Below are 24,247 nucleotides of genomic sequence, written 5' to 3'. Positions count from 1 at the left end.
CCCGTGTCCTTGCCGTTTACGTACATTGGCGGACGATTGATCCGCTCCCCGTGAACGCGTGTTACGAGAACAATCAGGCCCTGTCGGTCATGTAGGCGGCGCAACAGCATTCGACTAGCCGGCATCTGGCCCTGGCTTACGTCTGTGCTCAGCACGGCCGCGCTCTGCTGGTTCGCCTGCGACGGACGGCGGCCACAGCAGTTGCGATAACGACGAGTGCAGATGGTCGAGAAAGCGCGTCGCGCGCAATGAGCGTCCATGTCGCGAGCTGATCAGTGCGACGATATCGGCATCCGGCAATTGCCACCCATCGAGTAGCGGGACAAGACGGCCCGCGTGCAGATGCTCGGCGACGTCCCATTCGGAACGCGCAATGATCCCGAGCCCGGCAAGTGCCCAATCGCGTACGGTGCCGCCGTCGTTGCTCGTCAGGCATGGCTCGATCCTGACATTCGCCGGTGTGCCGTGCTGCATCGGCATGAAGCGCCACATCGTCACGTCTTCATCGTTTTCGCGTAGCGCGATGCAGTCGTGCACACGCAGTTCATCCGGGTGACGTGGTTCGCCTCGCAACGCGAGATAGCGCGGCGCCGCGCACAGGATGCGCCGGTTCGGCGCAAGGCGCCGGCTGACTAGCGTGGAATCGCGTAGCTCGCCAATATGAACCATCAGGTCCCAGGTGTCATCCGAAAGGTGCGTGGGGCGATCCGATAGCATCAGGCTTGCGGTCACTTCCGGATAGAGGCTGCGAAATTTGGCGATGACGGGTGCGATGTACCGCTGCCCGAATCCGAGCGGCGCAATCACTCGAAGATGCCCCGCCACCGTCCCGCGTCGCGACGCCAGCGTGTCCGACAGATTGCCGATGTCATCGCAGATCCTGCGCGCGTGCACCGCGAGCAGTTCGCCCTCATCGGTCAGCACCATGCGCCGGCCCGACCGGTCGATCAAGCGCATGCCCAGCCGCTTTTCCAGGAGATGCAAGCGCTGCGTGACAGCAGGCGGCGTGACATCGAGCTTGCGCGCGGCGTCCGCGAGCGAAGCGGCAGCCGTCAGCGTAATGAAAAAGTGCAGGTCTTCAGTCGAGATCATTGTCGACGTCATCATCGACGTAATTAAGCTGCGCGTTAAGTTGCGTGTTAACGAAGCAATAAGAAGATGTTAACCCCCGCGGCTATTTGACGGCCAATACTCTTTTCACCGCGTGCGAGCTCAAGTGCCGATGTTCGCGTCCATGCACGGTACGCCATGATGCCGCGCATGGAAATGCGATTGCCTTTCGATGACCCGCCGGGAATGTCAGCGCCGAATGCCGGCTGATGACACCGGCCGATAAGGAGCAATTGATGAAAAACCCGCGCATTGCCATTCTTGGCTTCGCGATCGAGTCGAACCGGTTTGCACCGGTTTCGACGCGCGCCGATTTCGTATCGCGTGCGTATCTGCAAGACGCCGCGCTCCTGGTTGACGCGAGAAGCGCGGCACCTGTTATGACGCCGGAAATCCCGGCGTTCGTTCGAACGATGGACGCGCTCCAAGCCTGGACACCGGTACCCATCCTGTTCGCGAACGCGGAGTCTGGCGGACCAGTCGAGCACGCATTTTTCGCCGATACGCTGCGCGAATTCGAGAAGCGGTTGCGCGCCGCGTTGCCGCTTGACGCCGTCTACATCTGTGAGCATGGCGCAGCGATCACGACAGAAGAAGACGATCCCGACGGCGCGGTGTTCACGCTGGTACGACGCATCGTCGGGCCGGCGGTACCGATCGTCGCCACCATCGACTTGCATGCGAACGTGTCGGACCGGATGGTCGACGCAGTCAACGCGCTCGTGTCGTACCGTCGCAATCCTCACACGGATATGGCCGAGCGAGGTGCCGAGGCGGCGCGGATCGCCATCGAACTGCTGGACGGTATGCGCACGTCCGTCGCCCATGTGCGAATGCCCGTCTGTGCACCGCCGACACAGTTGCTGACAGCCCCCGGCACAGGACCGTATGCTGAAATGATCCGACGCGCCGAAGCGCTCGATGATCCGCGCATTGTGAACGTCTCGATTGCCGGTGGATTCGCATTTGCGGACACGCCGAAGAACGGGCTGACGGTACTGGTCACCACGCGGGCAGACGCGCCGCTCGCCGCCCGGATTGCGAACGAGCTTGCGTCGTACGCGTGGCAGGAGCGTGCCGCATTCACGCCGCGGCTGACGCCACTCAACGATGCCGTCAACCTCGCGAAAGCAACAGGCGACGATACGTCGCGAGCCCCCGTGCTACTCGCTGACGTAGCCGACAACCCTGGCGGCGGCGGGCGCGGCAACACGCCGTTTATTCTGAAAGCACTCCACGAACAGGACGTGCGCGGTGCGATCCTCGGCGTCGTCACGGACCCGGAACTGGTGTCGGACGCCTACCTGGCCGGTACCGGCGGAACGTTCAATGCGCGGTTCAACCGGGCCGAAACCACCGTTCATTCAGAACGGTTCGACGTGCCCGCCCGGGTGTTGCGGCTGCATACCGGCAAAGGTATCGGCCGCCGCGGACAACTGGCCGGGTGCAGCTTCGACCTCGGTCCGTCGGTTGCGCTTCAAGTCGGAGGTGTGACGGTCATCGTCATCAGCAAGCGGCACCAGTGTCACGAGCCAATGTTCTTCGAGATGTTCGGCATTGATATCGCCAGCGTGCGCGTCGTGGTGTTGAAGTCACGCGGACATTTCAGGGCTGCGTTCGACGAGTTCTTTGCTGACGAACAAATCGTGAGCGTCGATGCGCCGGGCCTGACCTCGCCGATTCTCGCGCGTTTCGACTTCAAGAAATTACCGAGACCGGTGGTACCGCTGGACGACATTGCAACGTGGAGCACGACAGTCCGTGCGGTCCAGCCCAACAGCCACGCGAGTACTTAAATGAACGATACCTTGAATGCCGCACGAATCAGACCCCAGACCGCCCGGAAAGTCATTTGGCACCTGGCACCCCTGCTGATCCTGCTCTATGTCGTGAACCAGATGGACCGGGCGAATGTCGGTTACGCGGCATTGACCATGAATCACGAACTCGGCATGTCGGTCTCGCAGTTCGGGTTCGCGGCCGGCCTCTTCTACGCGGGCTACATTCTCGTTGCCGTGCCGAGCAACCTGATGCTGGCCCGGTTCGGCGCGCGGCTTTGGATGACCCGTATTCTCGTCACATGGGGAATCATTGCGTCGCTGACCGCATTCGTGAACAGCGCGCACACGCTGTACGTGCTGCGCTTTCTTCTCGGTATCGCCGAATCGGGTTTCTTTCCGGGGATGGTGCTGTACGTCACGTTCTGGCTGCCGCGGCAGGAACGGGTGTGGCTGATGTCACTGCTCTTTATCGCGATCCCGCTGTCGAACATGCTCGGCGCGCCGATTTCAACCTTCGTCATGGAGCATGTGCATATTTTCGGGTGGCCCGGCTGGCGCTCGATGTTCTTCATTGAAGGACTGCCGGCGATTGCGTTAGGCGTCGCCACCTTCATCCTGATGAAAAATCGGCCAGACGATGCCTCCTGGTTGACTGCGGACGAGCGCGCTGAACTGAATCAGGCGCTTGCAGTGGAGCAGCAGGAGGCGCGGCGGGTGTCGCCGCAAAGCGCGTGGAGTGCGTTGCTGGATCGGCGCGTTCTTGCCTTTGGGCTGATCTACTTCGGCATTAATATTGGCGTCGTCGCGCTGTCGTTCTTCATGCCACAGATCGTCGCCGAGTTTTCACGGACGTTCGCGGTGAACTATTCGGTCCTCCAGATCGGACTGATCACCGCGATTCCATTCTCGGTGTCGGCGTTGACCATCCTGTTGTGGGGACAGTATGCACGGCGTACCGCTGTCAGCGCGTGGCACGTCGCGATTCCTACCGCGGTGGGTGGTTTGTCGTTCGCCGCGGCGCTCTTCCTGTCCTCGCCGTACGAGGTGATGGCCGCCTTTACGCTCGGCGCCGTGGGCGTCTATACACCGCATGCGTCGTTCTGGCAGTTGCCTCCGCGCTATCTCAGCAATGCAGCGGCGGCGGCCGGGATCGGACTCATCAATACGATTGGCACGCTCGCCGGTTTCCTCGGGCCTTATGCGACCGGGTGGCTACATGATGTGACCGGGTCGTATCGCGTCCCTATGCTCGGCGTCGCCGCGCTGATGTGCATGTCCGCAACCATGGTCGTGCTCATCGAGCGCACGAGCCGCGCCGCGCCGCCATCGGTGAGACCCACTGAGCTCCCGGAACAGCGCGTCTCAAGATCGGTGATCTGATCAGAGGAGTTCCTTGAAACACCGTTAAGCATAAAAACTGCTTAATCTAAGCAGATATTCCCATTGGAATGGTAAGTGAATCTCCTATATCGTCGAACGGTTGGGCGCGTCAACGGAGGGAACAGGCAAGATTTTCCCGCGCGGGTGGATGCGAAATAATCGTGCGCGGGGTCCTGAACCCTGTGCAACATTCATAGGAGATTGCTTCATCATGGAATATCGTCAACTCGGTCGTTCTGGCCTCAAGGTGTCGACCATTACGCTCGGCACCATGACGATGGGCGGCAAGGGCAAATTTGCGAGCGTCGGCGAAGTCGGCCTCGACGATGCGCGTCGGCAGATTGACATGTGCATCGACGCGGGCGTCAACCTGATCGATACGGCGGACGTCTATTCGAATGGCGCGTCGGAGGAAATTGTCGGCGAGGCGCTTGGCGGAAAACGCAAGGGCGGTGTGCTGATTGCCACCAAGGCACGCTTTCCAATGGGCGACGGCCCGAATGACCGGGGCCTGTCGCGGCATCATTTGATCCAGGCTTGCGAGGCGAGCCTGCGCCGCCTCAAGACCGATGTAATTGACCTCTACCAGGTTCATCAATGGGATGGGCTCACGCCACTTGAAGAGACGCTGGAAGCGCTCGACCTATTGGTCCGGCACGGCAAGATCCGTTACATCGGCTGCTCGAACTACTCGGGTTGGCACCTGATGAAAGCGCTGCACGTGAGCGAACGAGATCGTCTGCCGCGCTTTGTGAGCCAGCAGATCCACTACACGCTCGAAGCACGCGAAGCAGAATATGAGCTCGCGCCGATCGCGCTCGATCAGGGACTCGGCATTCTGGTCTGGAGTCCGCTCGCAGGCGGCCTGCTGTCAGGCAAGCATCGCCGCGACGCGACGCCCGAAGGCACACGCCAGCTCGCAGGCTGGACCGAGCCGCCAATCCGCGACGAGCAACGGCTGTGGTCGATCGTCGACGTACTCGTCGAGATTGCCGGCGAGCACCAAGTCTCGGCCGCACAGGTAGCGCTTGCATGGACGCTCGGCCGCCCTGCCGTTGCCTCGGTGATCATCGGCGGACGCAACGAGACGCAACTGCGTGACAACCTCGGCGCGGCGAATCTCGCGTTGACCGCCGAACAGCGCGAGCGGCTCGACAAGGTAAGCGCGCCGCCCCTGCTCTACCCGTACTGGCACCAGGTGCAGACCGCACACGATCGCCTTGGAGTCCCGGACCTGTCGTTACTGGGACCGCATCTGAAGGCATAGGCCGATCCTGCCGGTCACACTGAAAAACAGTTCTGTCGTAATCGGGCGCTCTGCTAGGGAGAGCGCCCAAGACGAGCGATCTTTCGATGCTGAGGACACCGAACACCACCCTGAACCAAGTGCGCAGCAGACTGACTATCTGCCGGCAGGTCAGTCGGCTTTCCGGCTGAACGCTTCGAACGCTTGCTTGTAATCCGGATGCCAGCGCGACAGCGGCGGACGGTTCTCGACAATGTCTCCCGCTGCCCACAGGATGCGTCGCTCGTCGAGGGAGCGCGGTACATCGTTGTCGGGGCAGAGAATGTAGAAGTCGCCGGCACCCAAGCGTTCCATCATGAAATCGACCGTTTGCTCAGGGGTCCAGGCGCCGGCCGGCTTCTCCGCGCGCCCCTGAGCGGTAAGGTTCGTGAATACAAAACCCGGGATCAGCAAATGAGCGCTTAGCTGGCAATCCGGCGTGTTGCGCAGTTCATGCTGCAGCGCTTCGGTGAACGCCTTAAGGCCGGCTTTGGAAACGTTATAAGCCGGGTCACCGGGCGGCGTAGTGATACCTTGCTTGGAGCCGGTGTTGATAACCAGACCCGGGCGGCCGCGCGCGATCATTGAAGGGACGAAAGCCTGAGTGCCACGGATGGCTCCCCACAGGTTGACGTCAAGCACCCGTTCCCAGTTAGCGGCCGGACCGAAGATTGCGCTGCCAGGTTGAATCCCGGCGTTGTTCATGAGGATATCTGTCCCGCCGAAGCGATCCTGAACCGCTGCCTCAAGTCGACGTAGGTCCTCGACACGGCTGACATCCGTCTCAACGGCCATGACATCGTCCGCTCCATGAGCCGTCAGGATGGCGACTTCCTGTGCTGCTCGCGCGAGTCTGTCCGCACCCAGATCCGCGATGCAAACGCGAAGTCCGAGTTGCGCGAATCGCTTGGCAGCGGCGAGGCCGATACCGGCAGCACCGCCCGTGACAACGGCGACCGATCCAGCAGTGAAAGCAAAGTGAGTCATCAATGACCCCTCCTAGGCGAGTACTTGGCACCCTACCCCGTTGATTATCTCTGATCTTCCACTTCGCAACAATTCTTCAAAGCCTGCACCACGGTCGCCTTCCGAACAGGGCGCCTCGCTGTCGGAGCAGTCATCAATGATGCGCGTACAGCGTCTGACTCTGAAGCTCGGCTACGGGTGCTTTTGATCCGAATGCGCTCCCTTCGGATACACCACCGTAGGACGTGTCAGCAGTCGATGACGTATGAACGCGCGCTTCGGCGGCTTGAATATCGGCTGGGTAATTCAGGTCGTTGCGTGCCGGGTTATAGCCTGCCTGTTCGAGCTGCACAAGTTCGGCTTTGACTTCTGCACGCGTGACCGGTGCGTTGCTCACTTGTGCAAATGAGAGCGAGGGAGCGGCGAGAACAGCAGCGGCGAATACCGCGCAGATGAGTGATTTCATGATGGCTGCCTTTCAATGTCGGTGAGATGGTGTCGCTCACCACGAGCAGCACCTGATTCGCATTGTGCGTATCCGACCATGACCTCACGCCAACTTTCCCATTACAAATTTGTTATCCGAGCTGGTGCGTGTGCTGCCGCCCGGCACGCCGCGTACAATGTATGCGCGGTGCCGATCCTGCAGTCCGCTCAGCACGGCATTGATCTAACCTGACGTACGTCAGAGCTACGATACGTCTTCCTCAGTAAAGAAAGTGCCGATCCGGACACGCGCTCCTGACGCGGCTGACATCATCAGCCAACTGAAGCTGGATCGCTGCAGTTGACCCGCAGCACGAACTCGGCACATCCAGGACAAGTAAATGGATCTAAAGCAGCTTGAGTGTTTTATTGCCGTAGCCGAAGAACGTCACTTCACCAGGGCGGCACGACGGCTGAACATTGTGCAGTCCGGCCTTTCGCAAACAATCCGCATGCTTGAAGAAGAGCTCGGCGGTCCATTGCTCGTTCGTAGCACGCGTCGCGTTGATTTGACGCCCGCGGGCAAGGTTCTGTTGAAGGAAGCGGCTCGGGTGCTGGCAGCGGCCCGCGAAGCGCGCCTGGCAGTCACCCAGGTGCACGGCCTCGCCCGTGGACAGTTGCGCATCGGCTCGATTCAGAGCCTGGCGCCGTTCGTCGACTTGCCGGCCTCTCTAGGGCGATTTCGCGACCGATTTCCCGGTATCGATGTCCAGCTACTGCTGGATGGTGCGACGCCTTTGCTTGATGAAGTGAACGAGGGGCGGCTCGATCTCGTATTTACCCAACCCGGAGAAACCGGTGCCGGGATGGTGACAAGAATGCTGGCCTGCGAGGATGTTGTAGTGGTCTGTTCGCCGAGGCATCCATTAGCTGATGGGCCTGCGACCAACATGTTGGGTCTGCTGGACGAAACCTTCGTCGATCTCAAGCCCGACTGGGGAATGAGACGTCTGCTGGACCGGGGCTTTGCCGCTCTCCCTGGCGCTCGCACAACCGCTTTTGAGGTGAATGACGTATCGACGTTGCTCGATCTGGTCGCTCAGGGCCTGGGCATAGCGCTCGTGCCCGAATCAATCGCACGCGCGCGCGCAAAGGACGCGCGTGCAAGCCCAATTGCAGTGGCAAAACTATCTGACAGTGCCGCGCCTTGCTGGGAGCTCGTCGTCGCGTTCAAGGGACATAACGGACAACCATCCGATCGAATCACCAAGACCTTCCTGGACCTGTTGATTTCAAAGAACGGCGTAGCGGTGCAGTATGAGAACTAGATGATTTTCTCTTGCAACTCAGGACAAGCTGAACGTTCCCTGCATCTGCGCGCTCTCACCCGCGTTGGCCCAGCGTTAGAGTGCTGTTGCCGCGCGCTGCAGACCATCTGTCACCTTGCTGGACAAGTCGGTTCCCTGACGTGAAAATTCTGACAGGGATAGCCGGGCTTCAGCTGCGGATGAGTTGCTTGATCCACGCCGCTTTTATCGGCCGACCGGCCGTTTCCATGCATAAGGTCATTGCTGCTCGCAAGGGTACCGTCGGCAGTCGTTGGTTCTGGCTCGGATAACTGGGCAATACTGTTGGATACCGACATGCCTGCAGCCTCGCATTGGACAGGCGGAAAACTGAACAACACGGTGACTAGCGTCAGAACAGGTAGTGCGATACGAGCGTTCATAGTATGTCAGCAAGATGCGTTTTGACGACCGAATTTCAATGTAGCCAAATTTCAATGTAGATAAGGCAGCGTTAAGGTTTTCTCAAAGACCTGACTCATTCAGAAATCCGACGGATATTCGATCTCCGTTCATCATTTCGTTAACGCGGCGTTATTTTTGAACATCAAGGCATCGTAGTCTTGAGCAGATATCCCCCGTCCTTTTGACAGGAACGCCGCGAGTTGCCACATCGACTGATCACTCTGCGTCTTTCCGAATGAAGGCATGCCGGTCATCTTGACGCCGTTCTTGATGACCCAGAACATTAGCTTCGGATTATTCCGGCGATGGGCGTCGAGCAATGGCGGAGCAAGAGGCAGGATTCCCTGTCCAATCGAGCTAAGCTCTCGACCCGGCGCTCCGTGGCAATACACGCAGGTTGAGTTGTAAAGACGGGCTCCTGCCCGAACATTTTCTGCGCTAACCAGGTCGGCTGGAACGACTATATTTTGAGCGTGCCGATGCAGGGATTGCATATACGTCTCATGCAGAACCCGCGCAACCAAGGGGTTATGTCCCGACGACACGGAAACGTCGTAAATGCCCGACTCCATGAACGCCAGTCCCCCGGCAATGATCGCAACAGCGGCTCCTGCCAGCAACAGGCCCGCTTTGCCACGTCCTGAAAGGGATCTTTTCGTCGATACGCTCATGTTGTTCATCCGTCGAACCGCAGTGAAAGTTGGCTTTAGTATGCGATCTCCACATTGCGCCACACGGTCAAGAACATTACCATTTTGTTATCCGATGGTATCCTGCATCTATAAAAATATCTGCATTACTAACTATATTTCCCGTCACTCAAGCGAGCTTGGATCAACACGGCACGGCACGGCACGGCACCGGAATCATGCCGCAATCCTTGTGACCGACTTATTGACCGGGATCGTTTAGGTGCGTAACGAAAGGACGTATCTTTGCATCCTCCGGATTAACGTACACAACGTCGGACGGCACGCGCCGGGGTGCATCAACCGTAAAAAATACGGCGGGAGACTCCAGAATCTCGGTAATTGCATGCACGGTGTTCCGTTCAAACGTGACTAGCTGACCGGCCGTGAGCACGCGAGGATCTTCGTCTTCGATCGCAAATTTTACTTTGCCCGTCAGGAGATAGAGATGCTCCTCGCAGGTCTCATGGTAGTGGCGAGGTATTGGATAGTAGACGCGAAAGATTCGCGAGCTAGCTGAAGGCTCGTCGGTGAGATAGGTGTCTACAATCGTGCTAACTGCCTCGTCGGGAAACGTCTTGATGATGTCGTTCACGTCAAAAAAATTGAACACTTCATACTCCTTTGTATTCATCTCCACGTTGAATTACCGCTCTTGTCGCTGCGGATGTTTCCACTTGGACGCAACTTTCCAAGCATCGCAAGCGTTTCTCGCGCCGAATATTTCACGGTTTCACGCAACAGCCATCATGGCCGTTTTCGTCCTGTCAACCTACGGCCCCCTTCTGGTGATCCTATAGACCACAGCGGGTGGCAGATTCCGAACGGTCTGCCCTACGCGGGTAGCTTTCAACCCCAGACGAGCGAGGATTGCATGCGGCACGGGACAACGAAATCCGTAGGTAAATTGATAGAATGCCCCGTCAGGGCGGATATAGCGAAAGGCGCCACGAAGGACAGAAATCACTCTTCGCCGCGACATGGACAGTAACGGCAGACCGCTGACCACCGCGCCAATCGAAGCAGGTGGAAACAGATCGAGCGTCGAAAGCCGCGATGCATCAGCCAAAAGCACCCGGGATTGCGGGAATCGACGGCGCAGCAGCCGAGCAAAATCTGGGCTGCTTTCAATCAGAGTAAGTTCAGTCTCGCTCAGGCCTCGACCCAACAGCGCTTTTGTAAACACCCCGGTTCCGGGGCCAAGCTCGAGGACGGGGCTATCACACGGATCAATGTTCTGAGTAATAAGCCGACCCAGTGCTTCTCCCGATGGAACAACTGCTGAAACGCTCAGCGGGTTGGAAAGCCATGAACGGAAGAAGTGCAGGAAGTCAGAGTTCGAAGTGCCGTATGTCATGGATCGATTCGTGTCGAGTCTGGATGGTTCGCCGGAAAGGACTCGTATGCCCTCAGCCAACGGCGCAGTCAGACATGCTTTCAGAGGGCAGAACAGCCCCTCTTTGGCCGTCTACCTTATCGGACGCAGAAAACCCGAGGTGGTTCATTCGCTGCTTCATGGCGGATCTCGGTGCGTCCCGGCATAGGTCCCGGTAATGGTCAATTCGAAACTGTTAGCCCCGGAAAGGTCTTCGTTACACGGCCATTTGATACACCTGGCGAGCCACCTCGGGCGTCACGCCGCCGCGCTCGCCCAGCGCCGTCATGCCGTGCTCTTCAAGCTTCGCCACGAGCGTGCTGATGGAAGAGCCGCCGATATCGTAGTCGCGCAAGCGGGTGCCGACACTCAAGCGCTCGAAGAACACGCGGGTCGCAGTGATTGCCCCGGCAATACGATCGTCCTCGCTGCCTCGCGTAATGTTCCAGACACGCTCCGCGTATTGCAGCAACTTTACACGCTTCTCGTCGCGACGCACGCGCAGCATCGCCGGTAGGACAATGGCGAGTGTCTGAGCGTGATCCAGTCCGTGCAGCGCGGTAATTTCGTGGCCAAGCATATGCGTCGCCCAATCCTGGGGCACGCCGGCACCGATCAAACCGTTAAGCGCCATGGTGGCGGCCCACATGAGATTCGCGCGAACCTCGTAGTTGAACGGATCGGCGAGTGCTTGCGGGCCAACCTCTGTCAGTGTGATCAGGAGTCCTTCCGCAAAACGGTCCTGCACGCTTGCACCAACCGGATAGGTCAGATACTGCTCCACGATATGAACAAACGCGTCCACTACCCCGTTGGCAATCTGCCTTGGCGGCAACGAATAGCTCGTTGTGGGATCGAGCACTGAAAAACGCGGATAAGTCGCTTCGCTGCTAAACGCAAGCTTGTCGCCTCGCGCACGGTGGCTGATAACGCCGCCGCTGTTCATTTCCGAACCGGTCGCAGGCAGCGTCAACACGCTTCCAAACGGCATCGCGTCATGCACCTGCGCCTGCTTTTCCAGAATGTCCCACGGTTCGCCGTCGAACTTCAGCGCAGCCGCAATGAACTTCGTACCGTCGATGACCGAGCCTCCGCCAACTGCAAGCAGAAAGTCGATGTTCTTCTCGCGTGCCATCGCGACCGCTTGCATCAAGGTCTCGTAGGTCGGATTCGGCTCGATGCCGCCGAACACGAACCATGCGCGCTCTCCTAGCGCCGCCTGCACTTGTGCGAGCACGCCATTGCTCTTGATACTGCCGCCACCGGAAGTAATCAGCACGCGAGCGTCGTATGGAATTTCTGAATTCAACGCGGCGATCTGGCCTTCGCCGAAAATGATCTTGGTCGGATTGTGGAAGGAAAAGTTTTGCATATGACCTCTTGTTGAATGCGTGCCGGATCAGCCGCTCGATCTCGATGATGTCGCGTCATTCGCGGTTATTCAACGGGACGGCTTGAATAGATTCAGCACGAGTAGAGATCAATCGCGTGTCACGCACAACATGCAGCCGAGAAGCCGATCCTCGACACTGCTGCTACATTGCGTTCAATCGGCGATCTGCGTCAGATCAAGACGAGAACTGGCGGCGGGCGTTCGGGGTCGGCCGGCTTCCTTGATTAACAACACCAGGATACACGTGCCGATCAAGCTACCGCCCATGACCAGCAAACCCGCGGAAAATGATTGCGTGACCGCGCGGACATAACCAACGAGATACGGCCCGGCGAATGCGCCCAATACGCCCACGGCGTTGATCGCCCCGCTGACCGACCCGGTCACGCGACCGGGCAGGATTTCTGTCGCGATGGACCAGAGCACCGGTTGCGAGCCATACAACGTTGCGCCGGCGATCACCAGAAGTCCCATGTTGAAGACGAACGTGTTGCTGCCATAGGTCAACCCGCCGATTACCAGCGCCGCGCCTGACACGGCGAGAGGAAGCGCGGAGAAAAGGCGGCGATCAAGCGTACGGTCTGACCAGTAGGTCAGGATCTGCATGACGACAATAGCGCATGCATAAGGAATCGCGCTGAGCCAGCCGACTTCGGTTTGGGACAAGCCGGGCTGCTGATGGATCACGCTCGGCAACCAGATCACGAAGCCAAGGAAACCGACGTTCCATAGAAGGATTGACGCCGTGAACAACAGGACGGGCAAACGCGTCATTTGCGACCCGAATGAGGCGGGTACTCCCGGCGCCTCCCTTTCGGCGCGTAACTTGTTTTCGTTCTCGATCTTTTCGACGATGCGCGCACGATCGGCCTCGCTCAACCACTTCGCATGCAGCGGGGAGTCTGCCACGCCCCAAAGCCAGACAAACACCCAGACAAGCGGAAAAACACCTTCGATAATAAACAACGAACGCCAGTCGCCTGAACGCAGAATATAGCCAGCGATAGGACCACTAATTACTGCCGCCAGCGGATAGCACAGTTGCCAGATGCCATTAGCGCGAGCTCGCTCCGACGGCGCAAACCAGTTCTTGACGAACAACAGGAAAGTGGGAAACACGCCCCCTTCGAACAGCCCGATCGCGAAGCGTACGATCACCAGCTGGGTTGCGCTATGTACGAAGCCCTGCGAGATTTCAGTCAAGCCCCAGAACAACATCAGGACGGCGACCAGCATCCGGCCATGCCCTTTATCGGCTAGCCAGCCGGACACGGTCTGAGACATGCCATAGCCAAAAAACAGCACACCGGAGGCAAACCCAAGCACCGACGCCGTGATGCTCAACTCCTTACCCATCAACGGTATGGCGAAGCCGATGTTAGTACGGTCCATGAACGCAATGATGAACGTGATCATCATCACAGGGAGTAGGCGAAACCAACGCTGATCCATCATTTGTCTCCTGGATTCTCTCGCTCAGGCGCAGCGGTCTCGTCGCTGAGGTCTACCGGGCGCTATTCGATTGTCATCCGCTGAGCGCCGGGGGTAAATGCCAGGCTTAAGTCGCGGCCCGGGTACAAGACACGCTAAAAAGGCACGCTACAAGCAACGGCACGAAGGATATTGTTTGAAATCGAATACGCGCGGCTCGTGCGCCGGCAATACCGTGGCGTTAAGCGCCGCCAGGCGCCTGAAGCTTGCGGAGTACGCACGCAGATCCGTGTGATTTCCGTTGGGTATCGCCTGGCTCTCTGTGCCCGGCCAGCTTTCGTACAGAGGCACCAGATCCCCGGCAATCAGGAACCCGCCTTCTGCGGTATTCACCAGCACCCCCTGTGAGCCGGACGTGTGGCCCGGGAGCAGTAAAGCGCGTACCCCAGGCATGATCTCGGCGTCCCCCTCGAGCACTTCCATGCGGTCCAGAATGTCGACCCACGAAGGGATCTTGCCGAGCTGATTGGTTTCGTAAATGGGCCGTTGAAAAGGCACCGGCCACACGGCTTCTTTAAGCTCCGCCTCTTGCACGTAAAAACGAGCGTTCTTCAACAGCGGCGCCCCTCCGACATGATCGTTGTGCAGATGCGTGAGGATGACGTGCGTCAAGTCGGAGGGATCCACGCCCAGGCGTGCCAGCTCTTCGTTCAGAAGATCCTGCTGGTCTCCGTCGTCGCTGTAAAAACGCGCGGCGCGACTCCGGGTACCCGGTCCCGTGTCCACGAGCAGAGTGCGATTCTGGCTGCGCAACAACCATGCGATACACGGAGCGTTCAGCCGCGCGCCGCCACAATCCGTGCGGTACAGGAAGCCTGAGCGTTCGTGGTTGCGGATCGTGCCGCAGTTAAGCGGGTGGATGGTGAATTCGTCGGCGTGATCATTCGTAAGCTTCGAAGATTCATGCATGGGCGTCTCTTGAGTGCGCGGTATCGCCGGCGCCTTATGACTTCGTTGCCACGAAGAGTTTTCCTGGCCGACATCTGAAGTGGAAGCGCAAACGTCCCGGAATTCTTCATTCGACTGGTAAGCGCTTACTCAGAATGTAGAGAAATTGAACCTATCTGTCAACAACCGGCACTCAAGGAAAACCCAAGCCATCGTAATTCAACCCTATAAAAACAGATATTTATGCCGCTTTACTCAGGTATCGATCGTTATTTAATTTCTCATCTCGGCGAAGATAGATCGACCCCGCTCTCTTTATGGTAAGCGATTACCGAAAAAATCGAACGTACGGGCAAATCCCGCGCACATCGCCAAGCCAGGCTTAACCGCTGCTGGGAGGACGGCCCGTCGTGCCGCGCACGATCAGGTCGGTGGGCACGATGTTCTGAGAACTGGCGGGCCGCCCTTCTATATGCGCGAGCAGGTACTCGGCGCTGCGTGCGCCGATTTCGTCCGCGGCCAGACGCATCGTGGTTAGCGGTGGCGTGGTAAAGCTGGAAAATTCGATGTCGTTGATACCGGCAATCGACAGTTCGCCGGGAACGTTGATGCCGGCTTCGTGCGCTTCGGCAAGTGCGCCCACCGCCAGCAAGTCCGTGCCGCAGATAACAGCAGTCGGCCGGATTGGACCCTGCATCAGCGCGCGCATGGCCATTTGGCCTTCAATGATCTTGTGCGGCATCTCGATCAGGTGCTCGTGACGCAACTCGAGCCCGCGCGCCCGCAAGGCTGCGCGCACACCCATGATGCGATCGGCCGCGCGATCGCTGTGCTGGGTCATCTGCGTGATCATGCCGAAATGCACGTGCCCGAGATCGAGCAGATATTCCGCGATGCGCCGCCCGACCGCGACGTTATCGAAGCCTACATACGGATGATGTTGATCGACGGTCCAGCCGTTCACGAGCGGAATCTGCTCCTTCTCGAGCAGTTCGTAAAGAGCGGGGGAATGACTGCGGCCCACCAGCATCAGCCCGGCAATGCCATCGGCGATCAGCGCGCGGACCTGCTTGAGTTCGTCCTCCTGGTCATAGTACGAACAGGCCAGAAGCAGCGTATAACCGGCTTCGCCAAGACGTTTTTGCAGCGCGAACACGCCGAGCGCAAAGTTCTGGTTTTCAAGCGACGGAATGACTGCGCCGATGGTCTTCGAGCGTTGGGACGCAAGCGCGCGCGCGGCCGCATGGGGCGTGTAGCCAAGATTTTGCGCGATCTCGCGTACCCGGTCCTGCAATGCCTGCGCAACCGTGGCGTTGCCGTTAAGAACACGCGAAACGGTCGCCGTGGAAACTCCGGCGGCGCGCGCGACGTCCATGACTGAAACCGCGTTGGACTTGCGGCGCGGCGCCCTCTTTTTTAATTCCGTGTTCAACGTCCACCTGCTTCTCGTCGTAGGGTCATGAATGATGCCATTCACGACCGCATACTACAACGCGACGCGCTTTCCCGACGATGGACCGCCACATTCAATCGATCCGGGCCGGATCCCCGTCGAATTCGACCAGGCAGCCGAAGCCGCCATGAAACAGCGCTTCGCGCGAGTCTTCTATCTTCCCGGTTGCAGCGATCTCGGCCGCGTGCAGTTCAGCGTCGTCCTCCGGCACAAAGCCGAGATAGCGCACGTTGGCGTTGTCCCAGCGATTGCGCGCGTTATTGGACACGCCATAGACGATCGCGAAGTGAAAATCCGGATAGTCGATACAGCGGCGTGCCACCTGCACCATGTCGCGATGGCTGATCCAGGTGAAGAGGTGCCGTGGCGCGCTCGGCTGGTCGTCGGGGCGAAACGACCCAATGCGGATGCACGCGACCGACATGCCGTGCTTGTCCGCGTACATCCGGCCAAGCGCCTCGCCGAACACCTTCGAGATGCCGTAGCGGCTGTCCGGGCGAGGCTCGACCGCGTTATCGATCATCCGGTCGCGACGATGAAAACCCACTGCATGATTCGAGCTCGCGAACACCACGCGCTTGACGCCCGCTTGCCGCGCCGCTTCGAACACGTTGTAGCAGCCTTCAATGTTCATATCGCGGATGCGCTCCCAGCGATCCTCGTCAGGAATACCGGCAAGATGGACGACCACGTCGACACCTTCCATGACGGGAAGAAGATCCTCCAGCCGCGTGATGTCCGCGGTCACGATTTCCTCACCTGCCTGCGCCTCGGCTTGCGGCGCAATGTCGGCCAGACGCAGCGCATAGTGGCCCTGGAAACCGGCGCGGAGCACGCGCCCAATGTGGCCCGCCGCGCCGGTAATCAATACTCGAGTCATTGATACTCCGTGTGATTGAAGTAAATACGGTTATTCGGTCTGGCTTTTCTGCGCGGCGTAGCTAAGCGAGCGGCGGTGGTGCGCTTCAAGATACGCATCGCGCGATGGCACCAGGTGCTCCCGGCACAACTTGATCAGCGATTCCCGGTCGGCCGCCCGAAGCGCCTCGATCATCTGGTGATGCTCGGCGCGAGCCTTTTCCAGGTACTGAGGAAACACGATCGAGACCGACCGGATAGCGTGCGTGCGGCGTTCATACTCGCGAATCGCCTCCGTCAGGACCTGGCTTTCCGAAAGCGCAAAGAATGCATGGTGAAAAGCCATGTTTGCGCGGAACACGCGCCGCAAATCACCGGCATCGGCCGCTTCGTCATGCTCTGCCTGAATGACCTCCAACGCGTCGAGCGCCTCGCTGCTCACCGGAAAAACAATCCGCCTCGCCGCGTCGGCTTCCAGCAGTTCGCGCAGTGCGTACAGCTCGATGACCTCGCGCGGGGTGTACGACTTGACCAGCGCGCCTACGTTCTTGCGGCGCTCCACCAGCCCGCGCCGCTCCACTTCCGCCAGCACCTGCCGCGCGACGTGGCGCTTCAGGTTGAAACGCTCGCACAAATCGTCTTCCACGAGCCGTTCTCGCGGATGCAGAACGCCAAGGACGATTTGCTCCTCGAGTTCGTCCGAGACGCTGCGCATCGTTTCGTCGATATTGCGGTCGCGCTCGACCGTCTTCGCGACGGGTGCATCGGAGAGTTTGGACTTGGCAGCGTTGCTCATAAAAGGGTCCGCAAAATGATCTAAGCCGGGAGCCTATACGAAAATGGGGCCGTCAAACCTTGTTTCCGTCGCCGGGAACGGTCGCGGTAACGCGAGTCGCTTGCAAAAAATCAAAGTCGCAGCCCTGGTCGGCCTGGGTGATCGTGGTCAGGAATAGCTTGCGATAACCCCGCTCGTCGGGATCGACCTCGCGCGCCGGCAAAGCGGCAAGACGCGCTGCAATTTCCTCGTCGCCGAGGGCAAGTTCGATCGATCGTTCTGCCACGCTCAGGCGAATCCGGTCGCCCGTTTGCACGATCGCGAGCGGACCGCCGATGGCCGCTTCCGGTGTCACGTGCAGGACCACCGTACCGGACGCCGTGCCGCTCATGCGGCCATCCGAAATGCGCACCATGTCTTTCACACCCAGGCGGCCGAGCTTGCGCGGGATCGGAATGTAGCCCGCTTCCGGCATCCCGGGTGCGCCGACCGGGCCGATCCGCTTGAGCACGAGTATGTCGTGCGCTTCCACGTCCAGTTCCGGATCGTCGATACGAAGAGCCAGATCCTCCGCGTCCTCGAACACGACGGCCCGGCCTTCATGCTCCATCAGGCTCGCGCTTGCCGCCGACTGCTTGATGATCGCGCCGCCCGGCGCGAGATTGCCACGCAACACCGCAATGCCGCCTTGCGGAAAGATCGGGCGATCAAATGGGCGGACGACCTCTTGCGGAAAACTTGCAGGAGCGGCATCCAGCTCCTCGCCGAGTGTGCGGCCGGTCACTGTGAGCGCGTCGAGATGCAGCAGGCCTTTCATCTCGCGCATGACCGTGGTCAAACCTCCGGCGCGATGCAGGTCCTCCATGTAGTGCTGTCCCGACGGCTTCAGATCGACCAGCACCGGCGTTTCGCGCGCCATCCGGTCGAGCTGCGCAAGGTCGATGCGAATGCCGAGCCGCCCCGCAATCGCCGTGAGGTGGATGATGCCGTTGGTCGAACCGCCGATCGCGAGCAGCACCCGCAACGCGTTTTCGATCGCTTTTGGCGTCAGGATTACCGCGGGACTCAAGTCCTTCCCAATCATCGCCACGGCCTGCGCGCCGGTGCGCTCGGCGATGCGAATGCGATCGGCCGTCACCGCTGGCGCCGACGCGCCGCCCGGCAACATGATCCCCAAGGCTTCCGCAATGCAGGCCATCGTGCTTGCCGTGCCCATCACGGAGCAGGTTCCCACCGTTGCAACGAGTTGATTGTTGACGGCTTCGATCTCGGCCTCGTCAATCTGATCGCCACGAAAACTCGCCCAGAAGCGACGGCAGTCCGTGCATGCCCCAACCCGTTCGCCCCGATGTGAACCCGTGAGCATCGCGCCCGTAACAAGCTGAATGGCGGGAACGCCCGCCGCGGCCGCGCCCATCAGTTGGGCCGGGACGGTTTTGTCGCAGCCGCCGATCAGCACCACCGCATCCATGGGCTGAGCCCGGATCATCTCCTCCGTGTCCATCGACATCAGGTTGCGGAGATACATGCTGGTCGGATGCGAAAAACTTTCAGCGATCGAGATCGTTGGAAATTCGACCGGCAGGCCGCCCGCCAGCATCACACCGCGCTTCACCGCTTCAATCAATTGCGGCGCGTTGCCGTGACAGGGGTTGTAGGCGCTGCCGGTGTTCGCTATGGCCACGATCGGGCGCGACAGGGCGTCGTCCGTATAGCCCGCGCCCTTGATGAACGCCTTGCGCAGAAACAGCGAGAAGCCTTCGTCGCCGTAGTTCGTCAGGCCCTGCCGCAAGCCGCTTTTCTTCTCGCTCATCGCTGCTCCTAACTCTTCAATGAAATTATTGATAATCTTGACGACAATCTTAACGATATCTATAGTGCTTCCGCAAGGGGTTCTTTTTCGTCTGTTATCTCTCTACACAGGATTCGTCCCGAGGTTTTCATGAAGCATGTCGTGGCCTATCGTCCGTTGCCTCCTGCCGTGCTGGACGTTCTTCGCAAGCACTGCTCCGTCGACGTGGTCGACGTTTCTTCTGGCGGCGACCTCGCGCCATTTCGGCACGCGCTCGCCTCGGCTCACGGGATCATCGGCAACAATCTCAAGATAAGCCCTGATCTCCTCGATGCTGCGCCGTCGCTCCAGGCCGCCTCCACCATCTCGGCCGGCTTTGACGCCTTCGACGTCCCCGAGCTCTCGCGCCGCGGCATCTTCCTTACCAATACGCCGGACGAAGTCACCGAAACCACCGCCGATCTCGTCTTCAGTCTGATCCTCGCCACCGCGCGCCGCATCTCCGAACTAGCGGACTGGACCCGGCGCGGTCAGTGGACCCGTTCTGTCGGCGAAGCGCAATTTGGTGTCGACGTGCATCACAAGACGCTTGGGATCGTGGGGCTTGGGCGCATCGGCAGCGCAGTCGCGAAACGTGCTGCCCTCGGTTTTGGCATGGATGTGATCTACTCCAACCGGTCTCGCAATCAGGAAGCCGAGCAGCGGTATCGCGCGCAATGGCGGCCGCTCCCGGATCTGCTGGCAAGCGCCGATTTCGTCTGCCTGCTCGTCCCGCTTTCTTACGCCACCGAGCGTCTTATCGGGAGCACCGAGCTCGGCCTCATGAAGCCGTCCGCCATTCTCATCAACTGTTCGCGTGGACAGGTCGTCGACGAAGCAGCCCTCATCGAGCATTTGCGTGAACGACGCATTCTCGGTGCCGGTCTCGATGTCTTCGAGCGCGAGCCCTTGCCGCACGACTCGCCGCTGCTGCAATTGCCTAACGTGGTGGCGGTGCCTCACATCGGCTCCGCTACGCGCCAGACGCGCGAGAACATGGCCATGCGTGCTGCGCGCAATCTCATTGGCGCACTCGACGGCAATCTCTCCTCTACCTGTGTCAATCCCGAAGCACTCAAAGCCCGCTCGTCCCTCCGACATCTCGCGGGATGAATGATGCGAGACACCCTCACTTCAACGATAAGGAACACGCGATGACTTCTGTCAGCCGGCCTCACGGCGTCTATTCGCCCGTGGTCACGCCGTTCACCAAAGACCTTCTTCCCGCTTACGATCGCTATGTTCGTCATTGCCGATGGCTCATCGAACAGGATGTGGGACTCGCCGTGTTCGGCACCAATTCGGAAGCGAATTCGCTCGGGGTCAGCGAGAAAAAGAAGCTTCTCGAAACGCTGGTTGGCGCGCAAATCCCGATCGATCGTCTGATGCCGGGCACGGGCTGTTCGGCACTCACGGACACGGTGGAGCTGACGCGTCATGCGCTCTCACTGGGCGTCAACCATGTGCTGATGCTGCCGCCGTTCTATTACAAGGGCGTCACCGACGAAGGCCTGTTCCGCAGTTATGCGCAGATCATCGAGCGGGTGGGTTCGGAAGCACTGCGCATTTATCTGTATCACATCCCGCCCGTGTCCCAGGTGCCGCTCAGCCTCGGGCTGATCGAACGACTACTGACTGAATTCCCGGGCGTCATCGCCGGCGTGAAGGACAGTTCAGGCGACTGGAGCAATACTCAGGCAATGCTCGAGCGCTTCCAGCCGCGTGGGTTCGATGTTTTCGCCGGCAGCGAAACCTTCCTGCTGGCCACATTGCGAGCGGGCGGCGCGGGCTGCATCACGGCAACCGGCAATGTCAATCCGGCGGCGATTGTGAATCTGTACCGTCACTGGCAGTCGGATGACGCCGATGCCCGCCAGACAGCACTCGACGCCACGCGTGCGGTGTTCGCCAAGTTTCCAATGATCCCTGCGCTCAAAGCCGCGATCGGCGTTTATTCGAATGATCCCGAATGGGGTGTCGTACGCCCGCCGCTCGTTGATCTGACTACAGCCCAATGCGACGCGCTCGCCTCGGCATTGCATGAGATCGGCTTCTCGATGCCTGGGATCGAAGTAGCGGCATAAAAGCGGCATAAAGCGAAAAACCGCCGGCTGCATGTATAACCGGCGGTTAGATTATTAGTTTTACTGACGACTTGTTCACGACTTATTTACGTGCCCTCTCAGGCCCAGTCGTCCAGCGCATATTCGTTTAGCGCTGCCTCGTCGAAATCGAAGCCCAGGCCAGGACGGGTCGGCACCGTCAGCCTGCCGTCCGCGAACTCCAGTTGCGTATCGACCAGTCGACGAAAATTCAGCACCTGATCATCGGGGAAAAATTCGACATAGCGCGCATTGGACGTCGATGCCACCAGATGCACGTGCAAATCGTGAAACCAGTGCGGGCACATCGTCACACCCACAGCCGCCGCCGACGCCGCAATCCGCCGCCATTCGCTGATCCCTCCGCACACTGCCGCGTCCGACTGAAGGATCATCGCCGCGCGTTTATCGAGCAGCTCCTGATGGCGCCAGCGTCCCGCTTCTATCTCGCCTGTCGCAACCGTCACCGGCGTGCGCCGGCTCAATTGCGCGTGGCTCTCGATGTCGTCCGGGCTGAACGGCTCTTCTATCCAGTACGGGTTGAACGGTTCGTACCGGCGCATATATTCCAGCGCGGTCGGAACATCGGACCAGGCGTTGTTGGCATCGAGCATCAGCAGCACGTCGTCGCCAATCGCCTCCCGTGCTGCCCTGATCCGGGCTTCCTCACCGCGCGGATCAAGCCGCCCGACCTTCATCTTCACGGCGCGAAATCCAAGCGCCACGTAACTCGCCATCTCGTCGCCGAGATGCTCCGGCGTCTTGCCCTCGAGGTAATAGCCGCCGCTGGCATACGCCGGCACGGTTGTGCTCGATGTCCCGCCAAGGTACCGGCTTAACGGCAAGCCGGCCGCTCGCGCGTTCCTGTCCCACAGCGCGATATCAATGATGGACAGCGCTCGCATGACCGATCCCGCACGCCCTTGCAGCAGCGACTCCTCGTACATTGCGCGCCACAGGCCTTCAATATCAAGGGCGGATCGCCCGCGCAACAGCGGTGCAAACAGTTCGCGCACGGCATAGGTGACGAGCATGCCCGCACGGCTGCCGCTGTAGCAAAAGCCAATGCCGTACCGGTCGTCGGCCGTGGTGACTCGCACGACCGTGTAGTCGCGAGCGGTAACTAGCCGTGTCGAAAATGCAGTCTGGCGGTCGAGTGGGACGCGGATAGTGCGCGCCTCCACCGAAACGATCCGGGAACGGGTCTGATAATCGTCTTGCTCTGTTTCAACGATGGCTTGATTCATGGCAATAGGTCAACTCAGAAAAAATTAATGACATTTCCCGTTCATCGCGCTTCATCCTGGCGTGACAGGAATGGAAGGCTTACGCGGCGGTGGACTGCCCCTCGGCTGCCTTATCTGCCGCGCGCCGGCCGATGACAAGCAGCATGGCCAGCACACCAATCAGATCGATTACCGCGCCGAGCACAAAGCCGCTGCTGTAACCGCCGAAGTACTGGACCGCAATGCCCATCATGGTCGGCCCGACGATGCCCGAAATGTTGCTCAACAAGTGAACAAAGCCGCTCACGCCACCCAGATGCCTGCCTGGCACAAGCTCATGCATGACTGCCCAGCACGCCTGCGACGAAGCTGTCAGAAACATCACGGCGCACGCGACCAGTGCCACCGCGGGCGTGACGGAATCGACCATGCTGACGCCCAGCAGCGCGAGACCCGACAATGCGAGCGGCACCGTAGCCGAGACCTTGCGTGCCAGCAGCTTGTTGTTTGCCCGCTTGAAGTAAGCGTCGGCAAGCAGGCCCCCGCCGAAATAGCCGATCCCGCCGCATGCCCATGGCACCGCGCTCAGGACACTCATGTGCGCCATGTCCAGATGCAGCGCATTGGTGAAATAGCTCGGCATCCACGAAATGAACACGAACAGCGTGTAGTTCACCGCGAAGAGGCCAACGCCTAGCGCGAGCGTGCTCGGACGAAACAGGTAGCTGCGTAGCGGCGTGGTTTCGTCACCGCCTTCAGCCGGGTGCGCGGCGTTCCGGCTCGCTTCGACCAGCTCGCGTTCCGCCTCGCCGACCCGCGCGTTTTCAGCGGGCCTGTCGGTCGCAAAAATGCGCCAGGCGACAATCCACACCAGCCCGAGCGCCGCGATAATCACAAACGACGTGCGCCAGCCATAAGCGATGGCGATCAGTCCGACCACCGGTCCGGCGATCGCACTGCCTACCGTCTGGCCCGAAAACGTAAACCCGACCATGGTCGCGGTTTCGTGGCGGGGAAACCAGTTGGTAATGGTCCGGTTGGTCGTCGAGTTCATCGGCCCTTCGCCGAAGCCGAAAAGCGCCCGCGCAATCAGCAGCGTGCCGAATCCGCTCACGGCCGCGGTGAGTCCGCAGAGGATCGACCAGCTTCCCATCGCCCAGGAAAAAACCCGGCGCGGTCCGTACTTGTCAGCCAGTTGGCCGCCGACAAAAGCAAAGATGGAATAGCCGAAGAAAAAGCTGCTGAACACTACTCCGAGTTGCGAGGGTGAAAGACTCAGCTCCTTGTTGATGATAGGCGCGACTACCCCAAGCGCCGCCCGGTCCATGTAATTGATCGCGCCCGCAATAAATAGCAGCAAGGCGACGACGTAGCGATACCTGCCAGTCTTCATGTTGTCTCCACTTCATATTAAGTAAGTATTCCGAACTTTATGATCTGGCACTTCTGACGAGTGGCATGGACTTA

Annotated in this window: 21 protein-coding genes; 6 read left to right on the top strand and 15 right to left on the bottom strand. The window is 59.7% G+C overall.

What is annotated here, in order from left to right; genetic code table 11:
• Positions 1–114: 114 nt before the first annotated feature.
• Positions 115–1,092, bottom strand: a complete 978-nt coding sequence (locus SBC1_RS30615; protein WP_165103927.1) for a LysR substrate-binding domain-containing protein — start codon at positions 1,090–1,092, stop codon at positions 115–117.
• A gap of 254 nt (positions 1,093–1,346) precedes the next feature.
• Here SBC1_RS30615 and SBC1_RS30610 point away from each other — a divergent pair, with 254 nt between their 5' ends.
• The 3 genes from SBC1_RS30610 to SBC1_RS30600 all read left to right on the top strand — a co-directional run bounded on the left by SBC1_RS30610 (position 1,347) and on the right by SBC1_RS30600 (position 5,538).
• The gene (locus SBC1_RS30610) at positions 1,347–2,906 is read left to right on the top strand and encodes a M81 family metallopeptidase (protein ID WP_165103924.1); all 1,560 of its coding nucleotides are present in this window, start codon (positions 1,347–1,349) and stop codon (positions 2,904–2,906) included.
• Positions 2,907–4,271, top strand: coding sequence for an MFS transporter (locus tag SBC1_RS30605; protein ID WP_165103921.1), 1,365 nt, complete (start codon positions 2,907–2,909; stop codon positions 4,269–4,271).
• Between the two features lie 211 nt (positions 4,272–4,482).
• Entirely contained in the window at positions 4,483–5,538 is a 1,056-nt protein-coding gene (locus SBC1_RS30600; RefSeq protein WP_165103918.1) for an aldo/keto reductase, read from the top strand.
• Between the two features lie 150 nt (positions 5,539–5,688).
• On the opposite strand, the gene SBC1_RS30595 is transcribed toward SBC1_RS30600, so the two are convergent.
• Together SBC1_RS30595 and SBC1_RS30590 are read right to left on the bottom strand one after the other, a co-directional pair.
• Positions 5,689–6,543: an SDR family NAD(P)-dependent oxidoreductase gene (locus SBC1_RS30595; RefSeq protein ID WP_165103915.1), complete on the bottom strand. Its 855-nt coding sequence runs from the start codon at positions 6,541–6,543 to the stop codon at positions 5,689–5,691.
• A 133-nt stretch (positions 6,544–6,676) separates the two neighbouring features.
• The gene (locus SBC1_RS30590; RefSeq protein ID WP_165103912.1) at positions 6,677–6,988 is read right to left on the bottom strand and encodes a DUF4148 domain-containing protein; all 312 of its coding nucleotides are present in this window, start codon (positions 6,986–6,988) and stop codon (positions 6,677–6,679) included.
• 361 nt (positions 6,989–7,349) lie between these two features.
• Here SBC1_RS30590 and SBC1_RS30585 point away from each other — a divergent pair, with 361 nt between their 5' ends.
• Positions 7,350–8,276 carry a LysR family transcriptional regulator gene (locus tag SBC1_RS30585; RefSeq protein WP_165103909.1) on the top strand — a complete coding sequence of 309 codons (927 nt, stop codon included), beginning with the start codon at positions 7,350–7,352 and terminating at the stop codon, positions 8,274–8,276.
• A 533-nt stretch (positions 8,277–8,809) separates the two neighbouring features.
• On the opposite strand, the gene SBC1_RS30580 is transcribed toward SBC1_RS30585, so the two are convergent.
• The 10 genes from SBC1_RS30580 to SBC1_RS30535 form a co-directional block, all read right to left on the bottom strand.
• On the bottom strand, positions 8,810–9,379 hold the full coding sequence (locus SBC1_RS30580; RefSeq protein ID WP_243830324.1) for a cytochrome c: 570 nt from the start codon (positions 9,377–9,379) through the stop codon (positions 8,810–8,812).
• Positions 9,380–9,590: 211 nt separating this feature from the next.
• On the bottom strand, positions 9,591–10,001 hold the full coding sequence (locus SBC1_RS30575; RefSeq protein WP_165104896.1) for a cupin domain-containing protein: 411 nt from the start codon (positions 9,999–10,001) through the stop codon (positions 9,591–9,593).
• Between the two features lie 159 nt (positions 10,002–10,160).
• On the bottom strand, positions 10,161–10,745 hold the full coding sequence (locus SBC1_RS30570) for a class I SAM-dependent methyltransferase (protein ID WP_165103906.1): 585 nt from the start codon (positions 10,743–10,745) through the stop codon (positions 10,161–10,163).
• Positions 10,746–10,980: 235 nt separating this feature from the next.
• Complete coding sequence (locus SBC1_RS30565; protein ID WP_165103903.1) at positions 10,981–12,135, bottom strand: iron-containing alcohol dehydrogenase; 1,155 nt, start codon at positions 12,133–12,135, stop codon at positions 10,981–10,983.
• A 174-nt stretch (positions 12,136–12,309) separates the two neighbouring features.
• Positions 12,310–13,611: an MFS transporter gene (locus tag SBC1_RS30560; protein WP_165103900.1), complete on the bottom strand. Its 1,302-nt coding sequence runs from the start codon at positions 13,609–13,611 to the stop codon at positions 12,310–12,312.
• A gap of 144 nt (positions 13,612–13,755) precedes the next feature.
• On the bottom strand, positions 13,756–14,556 hold the full coding sequence (locus SBC1_RS30555) for an N-acyl homoserine lactonase family protein (RefSeq protein ID WP_165103897.1): 801 nt from the start codon (positions 14,554–14,556) through the stop codon (positions 13,756–13,758).
• Positions 14,557–14,917: 361 nt separating this feature from the next.
• Positions 14,918–15,910, bottom strand: a complete 993-nt coding sequence (locus SBC1_RS30550; protein WP_165103894.1) for a LacI family DNA-binding transcriptional regulator — start codon at positions 15,908–15,910, stop codon at positions 14,918–14,920.
• A gap of 151 nt (positions 15,911–16,061) precedes the next feature.
• Entirely contained in the window at positions 16,062–16,868 is an 807-nt protein-coding gene (locus SBC1_RS30545) for an NAD(P)-dependent oxidoreductase (RefSeq protein ID WP_165103891.1), read from the bottom strand.
• A 30-nt stretch (positions 16,869–16,898) separates the two neighbouring features.
• Entirely contained in the window at positions 16,899–17,642 is a 744-nt protein-coding gene (locus tag SBC1_RS30540) for a GntR family transcriptional regulator (protein ID WP_165103888.1), read from the bottom strand.
• A 52-nt stretch (positions 17,643–17,694) separates the two neighbouring features.
• Complete coding sequence (locus SBC1_RS30535; protein ID WP_165103885.1) at positions 17,695–19,434, bottom strand: IlvD/Edd family dehydratase; 1,740 nt, start codon at positions 19,432–19,434, stop codon at positions 17,695–17,697.
• A gap of 129 nt (positions 19,435–19,563) precedes the next feature.
• On the opposite strand from SBC1_RS30535, the gene SBC1_RS30530 reads away from it, so the two are divergent.
• Both SBC1_RS30530 and SBC1_RS30525 read left to right on the top strand, forming a co-directional pair.
• Complete coding sequence (locus SBC1_RS30530) at positions 19,564–20,565, top strand: D-glycerate dehydrogenase (RefSeq protein WP_165103882.1); 1,002 nt, start codon at positions 19,564–19,566, stop codon at positions 20,563–20,565.
• Positions 20,566–20,606: 41 nt separating this feature from the next.
• Positions 20,607–21,536, top strand: a complete 930-nt coding sequence (locus SBC1_RS30525; RefSeq protein ID WP_165103879.1) for a dihydrodipicolinate synthase family protein — start codon at positions 20,607–20,609, stop codon at positions 21,534–21,536.
• Between the two features lie 98 nt (positions 21,537–21,634).
• On the opposite strand, the gene SBC1_RS30520 is transcribed toward SBC1_RS30525, so the two are convergent.
• Together SBC1_RS30520 and SBC1_RS30515 are read right to left on the bottom strand one after the other, a co-directional pair.
• Entirely contained in the window at positions 21,635–22,801 is a 1,167-nt protein-coding gene (locus SBC1_RS30520) for a mandelate racemase/muconate lactonizing enzyme family protein (RefSeq protein WP_165103876.1), read from the bottom strand.
• A gap of 79 nt (positions 22,802–22,880) precedes the next feature.
• Entirely contained in the window at positions 22,881–24,173 is a 1,293-nt protein-coding gene (locus SBC1_RS30515; protein WP_165103873.1) for an MFS transporter, read from the bottom strand.
• Between the last annotated feature and the right edge of the window lie 74 nt (positions 24,174–24,247).

Origin of the sequence: Caballeronia sp. SBC1 (assembly GCF_011493005.1) — a bacterium.
GTDB lineage: Bacteria > Pseudomonadota > Gammaproteobacteria > Burkholderiales > Burkholderiaceae > Caballeronia.
The sequence above is the reverse complement of the archived record's forward strand: the minus strand, read 5'-3'. Positions and strand labels throughout refer to the sequence as shown.